Origin of the sequence: Bizionia sp., assembly GCF_048259285.1 — a bacterium.
In the GTDB taxonomy this organism is placed as follows: domain Bacteria; phylum Bacteroidota; class Bacteroidia; order Flavobacteriales; family Flavobacteriaceae; genus Algorimicrobium; species Algorimicrobium hallyeonense.
The window spans coordinates 42,436-54,245 of record NZ_JBLXHU010000002.1; the positions used below are offsets into that span (position 1 = coordinate 42,436).

The following is an 11,810-nucleotide window of genomic DNA, read 5'->3' on the forward strand; positions in this document are numbered from 1 at the left end:
ATATATCTTGTAAATTTACAGTTCAAAAAAAGAAAACAAATGATTGGATATTATATATTAATTGGAGCCATAGCTTTAGTAAGTTGGGCCGTTAGTAGTCAGTTAAAAAGGAAATTTAAAAAGTATTCGCAAGTGCACTTACAAAATGGCATGAGCGGCAAAGAAATAGCAGAAAAAATGCTATTGGATAATGGTATTACGGATGTTGCTGTTATATCAACACCAGGTCAGTTAACCGATCATTACAACCCAAAAAATAAAACAGTTAATTTAAGTGAGTCGGTTTACAATCAACGAAATGCTGCTGCAGCTGCGGTTGCTGCGCACGAATGTGGTCACGCAGTTCAGCATGCACAAGCCTATGAATGGTTAACTATGCGATCCAAATTGGTGCCTGTAGTTAGTGTGTCATCTGATATGTCTCAGTGGTTAATTATTGGTGGTTTAGTTTTAGGTGGAGCCGCAGGTGTTGGTCTTGGATGGTATGTAGCTGTTGCAGGTGTTATTATGATGGGATTAGCAACTGTATTTAGTTTTATTACGTTGCCTGTAGAGTATGATGCAAGTAATCGTGCATTGGCTTGGTTAGAAAACAAACACATGGTTACGCGTGACGAACATGCTGCCGCTGAAGATGCTTTAAAATGGGCGGCTAGAACCTATTTAGTTGCTGCTATTGGAGCTTTAGCCTCATTGGCGTATTGGGCAATTCAAGTATTTGGTGGTCGCGATTAAAAATAAACGCTTTAACGAATTTAAAAGTCAGATGTTTTGCGTCTGACTTTTTTTAGTTATTTTTCAAACTCAAATTAGAACCAAATTTAATTATGGAAAACCAAGTTCAAGAACAACATGTATTAGCACAGGTATCAGATATAGATCGGGTGGCCTTTTATAAAAAAACCTATGCTCATGTGGCAGGAGGTGTTTTAGTCTTTATCCTATTTGAATATTTATTGTTACAAAGTGAAACGATTGTAGAATTCATGTTATCCATGTTGGATGGCTATAAATGGCTCATCATGTTAGGTGGTTTTATGTTTGTTACAAATTATGCCGAGCGCATGACTATGAAAACCACCGATAAAAACACACAGTATTTAGCATTTGCACTTTATATATTGGCTGAAGCTTTCATTTTTGTGCCGTTAATTTATGTTGCCATGTTTTATATGGATTCCGGAACAGAAATGCTAAATCAAGCCGCGATTGTAACATTAGGCTTATTCACTGGTTTATCTGCTGTTGTGTTAGTAACAAAAAAAGATTTTTCATTTATTAAAACCGGTTTAACTATTGGCTTTTTTATTGCTATTGGATTAATTCTAGCAGGAACCTTATTCGGATTTACACTTGGCTTGTGGTTCTCGGTAGCAATGTGTTTATTAGCAGGCGGCTCTATTTTATACCAAACGTCTAATATGGTAAACAAATACACAACTGACGATTATATTCCAGCAGCATTAGGATTATTTGCTTCATTAATGTTATTATTTTGGTACGTTTTGAGTATTTTTATGTCAAGAGATTAGTATATAAAATCAATTAAAAAAAAAGCTCCTGAATATTCAGGAGCTTTTTTTATATTTTAATTTGTCTGTCTATTTGCTGATTCAAGGAAATAAAGGTTTCTGTTCTAGAAACACCTGAAATGGATTGAATATCCTTATTCAGTAAATGCATTAAATGCTCATTATCCTTACAGAGTATTTTAATGAAAATACTCCAGTTTCCTGTGGTATAATGACATTCCAATACTTCAGGGATTTTTTGCAACTGCTTAACAGCTTCCGGATTACTCATGGCTTTATCCAAGTAAATACCTATAAAAGCCATGGTTGTATAACCTAATACTTTAGGATTTATGACAAATTTAGAGCCCGAAATAATTCCTGATTTTTCAAGTTTCCGAAGCCGTTGATGTATTGCTGCTCCAGAAATACCTACCTCACGTGCAATTTCCAAAACTGGTGTTCTAGCATCGCTCATTAAAGCACGCAAGATGGTTTTATCAATACCATCAATAGTTATTTCCTTATTGTTTATTTTCATGAACTAGTAAGTTATAAGTGCAAAAACCCTTATAAATTTAGCGGATTATATCCTAAATATGGCACTTCAGTTTCTGTAAATGCAATACCATAGGTTTCCAACTCTTGTAAAATTGGCCCATAAACTTCTTTGGTAATAGGCATTTGCACACCAGGCGTGGTTATGGTTTCGTTTAAAATAGCTAGCGTTGCAATAGCAACAGGAAGTCCAACGGTTTTAGCCATAGCTGTGTACGTTTGATCCTCACCAATAGTTACCATGGTCGAATCTATCTGATGCCGTTTGCCATCCAATTCATAACCAAATTTATGGTACATAACAATCATGTCCTTATCATCTTCTTCTAATGTCCAACTATCCATAAGGATTTTTTGAAGAATTTGAGCAGGGGTTGCTTTTTTCAATTCAACACGTTTATTACCATTTAAAATATCCAGTTCTAATAGCTTATCCCAAACAATATCATCCTGGTCAATCTTTAAGGCATGACGGAATTTTAATTCAACAGAATCCGTTGGGCTATACGGTAAAAATGCATTTACAAAATCGCGATAGCTCATATTTTCACTATCATCAATCGTATAGCTATCATCAGTCATTCCTAATTGAACAAACATGTTCCAAGCGCGGCTAAAGCCCACACGACGCATGGTTCCTCTATATAGCGTTTTAACGTTACTCAAGCCGTAAACAGATTGATACTTTAAGGAATCGCGATTGGCATAACCTTCAAAACGGCCATATCCTTCAACGTCTAAAAACTCTGTTCTTCTAAATAATCGGTTATACGGAATGTACTTGTACGTCCCTTCTTGTAAAAATTTGGCAGCACCACCTTGGCCCGCGACTACTACGTTCCTTGGGTTCCAAGTAAATTTGTAATTCCATAAATTATTGTCGCTTTCGGGCGCTACTAAACCACCAGTGAAGGATTCAAAAAGAATCATTTTACCACCAGCATCACGAATTCTGTCAATAACATGCATGGCACTCATATGATCAATACCTGGGTCGACACCTATTTCATTCATAAAAATTAAACCTTTATCGCGTGCTGCTTTGTCAAGGTTTTGCATTTCATCACTAATGTAAGAGGCTGTTACCATATTTTTATTGAAGGTAATACAGTCGCGAGCTACTTCAATATGGAAGCGAGCGGGAAGCATGGAAATAACAATGTCACAATTTTGAACAGCGTTTTGGCGCGATTCTTTATCAAAAACGTCCAGCATGATTGCTTGGGCATTTTCGTGATTGTTGATTAATTTTTTGGCGTTTGTGAAATTCACATCGCCAACAATAATTAATAGATTTTCTTCATGAGATTTTTCAAGTAAGTATTTTATAAGGTAAGATGCGGATTTTCCAGCACCAATGAGTAATATCTTTCGCATAATGAAATATGTTGAGTATTTTTGTTGTCACGAAAGTAAGAAATAGTAATTGTTATAAAAACTCAATTCACAAAATAATATGAACAGTAAGATATTAAGTTTAGGTGCGTTTTTAGGGCTAGTAGCCGTAATTTTGGGTGCATTTGGAGCACATGGACTCAAGGGGTTAATTTTACCGGAACAAATTGCAACATTTGAAACAGGTGTGCGTTATCAAATGTATCATGCCTTGTTTTTACTTTTTTTAGGAGTGTCATCTGCTGTTAATGCTAAAACTAAACAAATTATCTTTTATTTAGTCTTAATTGGCGTGTTATTGTTTTCGGGCTCCATATATGGCTTAGCAACTAATAGTTTAACCGCTTTTAATTTTAAGACTATTGGATTTATTACACCAATTGGCGGATTATTACTAATTATTTCGTGGCTCTTATTGTTAATAAAGTTTTTAAAAAATAGGACTGATATTTCTAAAAATTAAGTGCATAGAATAAAATAATGTTTAATTTTGTAGAATAAACAACACATATTATTATGATAGATCATACTCAAGCATCCAATACAATTTCATTAGAAAAATATGGAATTAAAAATGCTAAAGTTCAATATCAATTATCTTCCGAACAACTACACAAACTTACAATTGAAAAAGGTCAAGGCGTTGAAGCGTCTTCTGGTGCTTTAGCAGTTAATACTGGTGAATTTACAGGACGTTCTCCTAAAGATCGCTTTATTGTTAAAGATGCAATTACCGAAGATCGCGTTTGGTGGGGAAATATTAATATCCCTTTCGAATCGGATGCTTTCGAAAAACTATATAATAAAGTAACCGATTACTTATCAGGAAAAGAAGTATTTGTAAGAGATAGCTATGCTTGTGCAGATGAAAAATACCGATTAAATATTCGTGTTATTACTGAATTCCCTTGGAGCAATATGTTTGCCCAAAATATGTTTTTAAGACCAGAACCGTCGGAACTTGAAAACTTTAAGCCAGAATGGACTATTGTTAATGCACCAGGATTTATGTCAGTTCCAGCTGAAGATGGAACACGCCAACATAATTTTGCAATTTTAGATTTTACTCGAAAAATTGCTTTAATTGGTGGGACCGGCTATACAGGTGAAATTAAAAAAGGAATTTTCTCTGCTTTAAACTTTATTTTACCCGTATTTAAAAATACGTTGCCAATGCACTGTAGTGCTAATGTTGGTAAAGATGGCGATACAGCTATATTCTTCGGATTATCAGGGACAGGAAAAACAACACTTTCTGCCGATCCTAATCGTAGATTAATAGGCGATGATGAACATGGTTGGACAAAAGAAAACACCGTTTTTAATTTTGAGGGTGGTTGTTATGCTAAAGTAATTAATCTTTCAGCTGAAAATGAACCTGATATTTTTAATGCTATTAAGCCAGGAGCCATACTTGAAAACGTAATCATGGACAAAGATGGTCATGTAGATTTTGAGGATATATCGATTACGCAAAACACACGAGTAAGTTATCCAATTGACCATATTGATAATATTCAAGTGCCGTCTATTGGTGAAAATCCTAAAAATATTTTCTTTTTAACGGCAGATGCCTTTGGTGTTTTGCCTCCAATTTCTAAATTAACACCAGGTCAAGCCGCTTACCATTTTATTTCTGGATATACGGCTAAAGTTGCGGGAACAGAAGCAGGTATTGACGAACCGCTACCAAGTTTTTCTGCGTGTTTTGGAGCGCCATTTATGCCATTGCATCCAACAAAATATGCAGAAATGTTAAGTGCAAAAATGCAAGAAGCTGGTGTAAACGTTTGGTTGGTAAATACAGGCTGGACTGGTGGACCTTATGGTGTTGGATCGCGCATGAAATTAAAATATACACGCGCCATGATAACGGCTGCCATGGATGGAAGTTTAGAGGCTGCCAATAAAGACAACTACCATGAGCATTCTGTATTTGGTGTTCAGCAACCAAAAGTTTGCCCGAATGTACCAACAGAAGTATTAAGTCCTAGAAAATCATGGAATAATGACGAAGGATATTATAAAACAGCTAATAAATTAGCGGATTCATTTAAAGAGAATTTCAAGAAATTTGAGGAGTTTGCCAATGCTGAAATTATGGCTGGGGCTCCAAAAGTAAGATCGTAACAATCTGCGAACCAATTAATTTGGTGCGTTAATATTATTGTTTTACTTGTTTGAATAGGTTTAAAATTGTAGTTTTACACTCAAATTTAAACCTATTTTTTATGAAAAAAACTACTTATTTATTAGCAATTTTTATTGCATTTCAATCATTAACTTTTGCCCAATGCCCAGGAATTCCAGCTATAGGTTATACTTGTGTTCCGGATGCCGCGTTTGAACAAGCGTTAATTGATTTTAACTATGATACTGAAGCAATTCTGGATGGTCGTATACTTACGGCCGATGCTTTAGCAGCAACAGGTTCTTTAGGTTTGCCAAATAAAGGCATTACAGATTTAACGGGATTAGAAGCGTTTTTAAACATTGATGGGCTTAACTTATCCTATAATACAGGATTAACAACTGCTAATTTGACAGCCAATGTTAATGTTACGGATGTTAACTTTGAAGGATGTACGGGCTTGAGTAGCTTGACGGTTACTGGCTTAACAGCTTTAGAAAATGTAAATGTTTATGGAACAATTATAACTACTATTGATTTGTCTACGAACCCAGCATTATTGCTTTTTAATGCACAAAATGCAACTTTAACATCAATTGATTTATCGGCAAATAGTGCTGTAACAAATGTTAATTTAAGAAATAACGACTTAACATCTGTTGACATGAGAAATGGAAATAATGCAAATACTGTGTTTAGATCTGATTTTAATGGAAGCTTAACTTGTATTTTTGTTGATGATGCAACGGAACCTAATTTGGGTGCTTGGATTATTGATGGCGGAAGTACTTTTGTTGAAACGGAGCCAGCTTGTGCAACATTGAGTTTGGAAAAAGCAAACACATCAGTGTTTTCAATTTTCCCTAATCCGGCTAAAGGTGTTGTAACTATTTCTTCTAATTTAGAGGAAAACACGCGTTTAGGCGTTTATGATATTACTGGAAAATTAGTATTGACTAATACTATTTCATTTGGAAATAATAGAATAAATATAGCATCATTATCATCTGGTGTGTATTTAATGCGTGTAACGACAAGTACAAAAACTGTTACTAAAAAACTAGTGGTTAATTAAACTAGAATTCTAAAACATAAAAAGCCCAATTGATTTATTTCAATTGGGCTTTTTTTATGATTATTTTTAAACCTATTTCTTTTTATTAACGTCCTTTATATACTTTTCCAAAGCCATAGTCATAGAAGGTGTTTCTGGTGTTGGTGCAGCAATATCAACACGCAAACCATGTTCTTCAACAGCTTTGATAGTTGTGCTTCCAAAAACTGCTATACGCGTCTCGTTTTGTTTAAAGTCTGGGAAATTATGAAATAAAGATTCAATTCCCGAAGGACTAAAAAACACTAATATATCGTAATAGACATTTGCTAAATCAGATAAATCACTAATAACCGTTTTGTAAAAAACAGCTTCTTTCCATTCCACATTTAAAGCATTTAGTGTTTCTGGAACTTCAGGTTTTAGTTTATCAGTTGTTGGTAGTAAAAAGGATTCGCCTTTATATTTTTTTATTAATGGTGATAAATCGGCAAAATTACGTTTTCCTACATAAATTTTACGTTTTCTATAAACCACATATTTTTGAAGGTAATAAGCAACAGCTTCAGATTGACAGAAATATTTCATGCTATCTGGAACTTTAAAACGCATTTCATCCGCGACTCTAAAAAAATGATCTACAGAGTTTCTACTCGTTAAAATTATAGCTGTGTATTTAGATAAATCAACCTTTTGTTGTCTAATCTCCTTGGCATCAACCCCTTCTACATGTATAAATGGTCTAAAGTCAATTTTTACTTTTTGCTTTTCCTGAAGATCAAAATATGGCGAATTTTCTATTTTAGGTTCTGGTTGAGATACTAAAATTGTTTTCACTTTCATAGGCTTTTTCTTTAATTTGAAACCTTAATTTTTTATAGCTAATTGATATAAAATAATGTAAGGAGCGATTTCAAGAGCGCAAAGATACAAAATAAAATAAAACATGTTCTGTTTTATAAGATTTTGATAGGTCTTAACTGTTGTAATGATGCCAATGACGAATACGAGTACAATAATTGCCCAAATACTATAAATAATAGGATTAGAAACGGAAATACCATAGATAATAATGGCATTTAATGGCATAAGAATAATGCCTAAAAAATTCTTATAACTTATTTTTTGGAACAAATAATTATCTATTAAAAAGTCAATTTCAAAAACACTCCCTATAAGCCGTTCTAACAATGTTTTCATAACTATAAGAATGGCAATAATAGCTGTTAATTTTAACAACAGTAATTTAGATATTTCTAATTCCGTTGTTAAATGATTATAACTAATAAATCCAAAAATTGATATAGCTAACACAAAGTTTAAAAACAGAAGACCATCAAAAACATCAAAAAACTTTTGATCTTTAGCGTAAATTTTAAGGTACTTGGAGTTTCCTAAAACCAAAATAAAATCCTGAAAGCGTTTGGCAAAAAGCACCTTGCAAACTGCTATTAGAATAAGTCCAATAACAATTAAAATGGTATACAAGTCATTTGAAATAACATTACGAAGCATGTTGTAAAATTATTATAAATTATTCTACTTGTGTCTAATATTTTAAGGAATATTTAAAAAAAAGTATCTTTTAAATAGTTTACATTTGCTAAAAATAACAGCGTGTAATGTCAGACACAATTGTCATCATTCCTACTTTTAACGAAATTGAGAATATAGAAGCCATCATTAGGGCCGTGTTTTCGCAAGAAAAGGTATTCCATGTTTTGGTAGTTGATGATAGTTCACCCGATTTAACAGCTGAAAAAGTTAAAGAATTACAAGTAGAATTTCCGGAGCGTTTACACCTCTTGCAACGTCAAGAAAAAACGGGACTTGGAACCGCATATATTGCTGGATTTAAATGGTGTTTGGAACGTGATTATGCCTATATTTTTGAAATGGATGCCGATTTTTCTCATAATCCAAACGACTTAATTCGCCTGTATAATGCTTGTCATATTCAGCATGCTGATTTAGCAGTGGGCTCTAGGTATGTAAAAGGTGTTAACGTTGTAAATTGGCCAATGAGTAGAATTTTACTATCTTATTTTGCATCCAAATATGTGCGATTAATTACCCGAATGAAAATACACGACACCACGGCAGGCTTCGTTTGCTATAAACGTCGGGTTTTAGAAACCATAGATTTAAACAGCATTAAATTTGTGGGCTATGCTTTTCAAATTGAAATGAAGTTCAAAGCCTATTTAAAAGATTTTCAAATTATTGAAATCCCCGTTATTTTTACAGACCGTTCCAAAGGGAAATCTAAAATGAGTGGAGGCATAATTTCGGAAGCTATTCTAGGCGTTATAAGTATGAAAATAAACAGTTTTTTTAGAAAAAAATAAATATGAGTTTACCAACAGCGTTGTTAATTAAGAACGGCAAAATAGTTAATGAAGGTACTATTTTGGAAGGTGATATCTACATTGAGAATGATATTATTAAGGAGGTTGCACCTTTAATTAGCGTAAAATCTTCAAATGTTAAGGTTATTGATGCCGAAGGAAATTATATTTTACCTGGAGTTATTGATGATCAGGTCCACTTTAGAGAGCCGGGACTTACACACAAAGGAGATATTGGCAGCGAATCTAAAGCTGCTATTGCTGGAGGTATAACGTCGTTTATTGAAATGCCAAATACCAATCCGCAGACTACAACTATTGAAAAACTCAACGAAAAATTTGCTATTGCGGCGCAAACCTCACATGCTAATTATTCGTTTATGTTTGGCGGAACTAATGATAATTTAGACGAAATTCTTAAGGTAAACCCGAAGGAGGTAGCAGGTTTAAAATTGTTTTTAGGTTCCTCAACAGGAAATATGTTGGTGGATAATCCTGCAGTTTTAGAAAAAATATTTTCAAGCACAGATATGGTTATTTCAGTGCACTGTGAAGATGAAGAAACAATAAAAGCCAACTTAAAAACACATACGGATAAGTATGGTGATGATATTCCGTTAAAATGTCACCCTGTAATTAGGAGTGAAGAAGCCTGTTATATTTCATCATCCAAAGCTATTGAGTTGGCTAAAAAAACAGGAGCACGGCTGCATGTTTTTCACTTATCAACTGCTAAAGAGACGGCTTTATTTACTAATAAAATTCCGTTAAAGGATAAAAAAATTACCTCGGAAGTATGCATTCATCATTTATGGTTTAGTGATGCGGATTACGATAAGAAAGGAACGCATATTAAGTGGAATCCTGCCGTAAAAACGGATAAAGACCGTGAAGGACTTTGGAAAGCTTTATTGGATGGGCGAATAGACGTTATTGCTACAGATCATGCACCGCATACATTAGATGAAAAAAACAATGTTTATACGCAAGCACCTTCAGGTGGTCCTTTAGTGCAACACGCTTTGGTTGCCATGTTGGAAATGCATCATCAGGGAAAAATAACAGTTCCTAAAATTGTTGAAAAAATGTGTCATAATCCGGCTATTCTTTTTCAAGTTGAAAAAAGGGGGTATATTAAGGAAGGCTATTTTGCAGATATGGTTATTGTGGATATCAACAACCCATGGACGGTAAAAAAAGAAAATATTTTATATAAATGCAAATGGTCTCCTTTTGAAGGGGCTACCTTCAAATCACGCGTAACACACACCATTTTAAACGGTAGTTTGGTTTTTGAGCACAACAAATTTAGTACGGAAAAAGCAGCCAAACGCCTAACTTTTAATAGATGAAAAAAGTTGTAATATATATTCTTTTAGCCGCTTTTGTAGTTAATTGCACCCAGTTTGGAAAGCCTAAAAAGCCGGAAAATTTAATTGCTAAAAAAGATATGGTTGCCATTTTAGTTGATTTATCCTTATTATCTTCAGCTAAAGGGATTAATAAGAGAACATTAGAGCATAATGGTATTTCACCTGAAGATTACGTTTATAATACGCATCAAATTGATAGTTTACAATTCCTAAACAGCAATAAGTATTACTCGTACAATACAAAAGAATATGAAACTATCCTGAAAAACGTAGAGGATAGCTTAAAGAAGTTGAAAGAAAAATACAAGAAAATCGTAGAGGAAAATGAAACCCAAGAACTTTTAAGCAAGGAGCTGCAATCGAAAAAGTCAAGTAAAGATTCCATCACGAAAAAGCCAAGAAAAATAGAGTAATTTAATGCTCTTTTAAAAATTGTGAAGCCACATTTTCTATATAATCACTGATTGAGGTAAATTGAAAATTTAATTGCGATTTTATTTTAGTGTTATTATAAACGGTTTTGTTTAATGTAGATTTTAACATCGGTTTTACGAGTTTTCTAGGCTTTCCAGTTAATTTATGTTTTAACCAATCCAATCGCCAAGCTATGCTTAACATCCAGGATTTTGCTTCAATATGAGGTGGTTTTACATTAAGGGTTTTGGCTATGGTAGCTAAAAATGTTTGGTAAGGAATATGTTCGGCAACTAAAATATAGCGCTCATTTTTAATAGTGCTTTCTAAAAGCATAACCATACTGTTAACAACATCATTGACGGTTACACAAGCAATATGACCTTTGGTGTAGAAAGGAAGGCCTTCATAAACCTGATTAAAAAGTTCACCACTTCCATGACTCCAAATACCTGCGCCAATTATTACACCAGGATTCACTATAATCGCATCTAAGCCTTCTTGAGTACCACGCCAAATTTCAATTTCGGCACCATATTTAGTTATTGCATAAACACTGTTATCTTTTTCTTGATTCCAATTAGTCTCTTCATCCACATGTCTATTGTTTTCAGAGTCGCCAATAGTGGCCACACTACTCACATAACACAATTTTTTTACATGATGGCTAATGCATAAATTGACGATATTAGTCGTTCCTTCAATATTTGTTTTTCGAAGCTTGTGGTAATCATTAGGCGCAAAAGACACCATGGCCGCACAATGGTATACATATTCTATGTTCTTGAAGGCCTCTGTAAGTTGTGGAATATCTAATAAATCAGCTTCTATCCATTCAATTTTATTGAAAAGCGATTCATAATCCTGTGTATAATAGGAAAAAACACGTTTAACAATTTCTTGTTTTGCTTTGGTTCTATAAATGGCTCTTACAGCCTTGCTATCTGCTATTAACCGATATAATAAATGCGAACCGACTAAACCAGTTCCTCCTGTAACTAAAATCATACATACAAAGTAAAGAAT

The 11,810-nt window shown here is 33.8% G+C and carries 13 protein-coding genes; 8 read left to right on the plus strand and 5 right to left on the minus strand.

Going from position 1 to position 11,810, the window contains the following annotated elements; genetic code table 11:
• Positions 1–39: 39 nt before the first annotated feature.
• Both ACN0QX_RS01155 and ACN0QX_RS01160 read left to right on the plus strand, forming a co-directional pair.
• Positions 40–735: a zinc metallopeptidase gene (locus ACN0QX_RS01155; protein WP_417195109.1), complete on the plus strand. Its 696-nt coding sequence runs from the start codon at positions 40–42 to the stop codon at positions 733–735.
• Between the two features lie 92 nt (positions 736–827).
• Positions 828–1,532, plus strand: a complete 705-nt coding sequence (locus tag ACN0QX_RS01160) for a Bax inhibitor-1 family protein (RefSeq protein WP_248396285.1) — start codon at positions 828–830, stop codon at positions 1,530–1,532.
• Positions 1,533–1,581: 49 nt separating this feature from the next.
• Here the strand turns inward: ACN0QX_RS01160 and ACN0QX_RS01165 are convergent, their stop codons facing one another.
• Positions 1,582–2,052 carry an Lrp/AsnC family transcriptional regulator gene (locus tag ACN0QX_RS01165; RefSeq protein ID WP_066250811.1) on the minus strand — a complete coding sequence of 157 codons (471 nt, stop codon included), beginning with the start codon at positions 2,050–2,052 and terminating at the stop codon, positions 1,582–1,584.
• 29 nt (positions 2,053–2,081) lie between these two features.
• Entirely contained in the window at positions 2,082–3,446 is a 1,365-nt protein-coding gene (locus ACN0QX_RS01170; protein WP_417195110.1) for a saccharopine dehydrogenase family protein, read from the minus strand.
• 79 nt (positions 3,447–3,525) lie between these two features.
• Between ACN0QX_RS01170 and ACN0QX_RS01175 the strand changes: the two genes are divergently transcribed.
• The 3 genes from ACN0QX_RS01175 (at position 3,526) to ACN0QX_RS01185 (ending at position 6,670) form a co-directional block, all read left to right on the plus strand.
• Positions 3,526–3,927, plus strand: a complete 402-nt coding sequence (locus tag ACN0QX_RS01175; protein ID WP_248396281.1) for a DUF423 domain-containing protein — start codon at positions 3,526–3,528, stop codon at positions 3,925–3,927.
• A 53-nt stretch (positions 3,928–3,980) separates the two neighbouring features.
• Positions 3,981–5,594, plus strand: coding sequence for a phosphoenolpyruvate carboxykinase (ATP) (gene pckA / locus ACN0QX_RS01180; RefSeq protein WP_248396279.1), 1,614 nt, complete (start codon positions 3,981–3,983; stop codon positions 5,592–5,594).
• Between the two features lie 101 nt (positions 5,595–5,695).
• Entirely contained in the window at positions 5,696–6,670 is a 975-nt protein-coding gene (locus ACN0QX_RS01185; RefSeq protein WP_417195111.1) for a T9SS type A sorting domain-containing protein, read from the plus strand.
• Positions 6,671–6,742: 72 nt separating this feature from the next.
• On the opposite strand, the gene ACN0QX_RS01190 is transcribed toward ACN0QX_RS01185, so the two are convergent.
• Together ACN0QX_RS01190 and ACN0QX_RS01195 are read right to left on the minus strand one after the other, a co-directional pair.
• Positions 6,743–7,492, minus strand: coding sequence for a uroporphyrinogen-III synthase (locus ACN0QX_RS01190; protein ID WP_248396274.1), 750 nt, complete (start codon positions 7,490–7,492; stop codon positions 6,743–6,745).
• Positions 7,493–7,516: 24 nt separating this feature from the next.
• On the minus strand, positions 7,517–8,164 hold the full coding sequence (locus tag ACN0QX_RS01195) for a DUF4271 domain-containing protein (RefSeq protein ID WP_417195112.1): 648 nt from the start codon (positions 8,162–8,164) through the stop codon (positions 7,517–7,519).
• 107 nt (positions 8,165–8,271) lie between these two features.
• Here ACN0QX_RS01195 and ACN0QX_RS01200 point away from each other — a divergent pair, with 107 nt between their 5' ends.
• The 3 genes from ACN0QX_RS01200 to ACN0QX_RS01210 are packed head-to-tail and all read left to right on the plus strand — an operon-like array spanning position 8,272 to position 10,783.
• Positions 8,272–8,997 carry a polyprenol monophosphomannose synthase gene (locus tag ACN0QX_RS01200; protein ID WP_417195113.1) on the plus strand — a complete coding sequence of 242 codons (726 nt, stop codon included), beginning with the start codon at positions 8,272–8,274 and terminating at the stop codon, positions 8,995–8,997.
• Positions 8,998–8,999: 2 nt separating this feature from the next.
• Positions 9,000–10,349 carry a dihydroorotase gene (locus tag ACN0QX_RS01205; RefSeq protein WP_248396267.1) on the plus strand — a complete coding sequence of 450 codons (1,350 nt, stop codon included), beginning with the start codon at positions 9,000–9,002 and terminating at the stop codon, positions 10,347–10,349.
• Complete coding sequence (locus tag ACN0QX_RS01210) at positions 10,346–10,783, plus strand: DUF4296 domain-containing protein (RefSeq protein WP_417195114.1); 438 nt, start codon at positions 10,346–10,348, stop codon at positions 10,781–10,783. Before ACN0QX_RS01205 ends, ACN0QX_RS01210 begins: the two co-directional genes overlap by 4 nt.
• Position 10,784: 1 nt before the next feature.
• Here ACN0QX_RS01210 and ACN0QX_RS01215 read toward each other — a convergent pair whose 3' ends face one another.
• The gene (locus ACN0QX_RS01215) at positions 10,785–11,792 is read right to left on the minus strand and encodes an NAD-dependent epimerase/dehydratase family protein (protein WP_417195115.1); all 1,008 of its coding nucleotides are present in this window, start codon (positions 11,790–11,792) and stop codon (positions 10,785–10,787) included.
• Positions 11,793–11,810 lie beyond the last annotated feature (18 nt).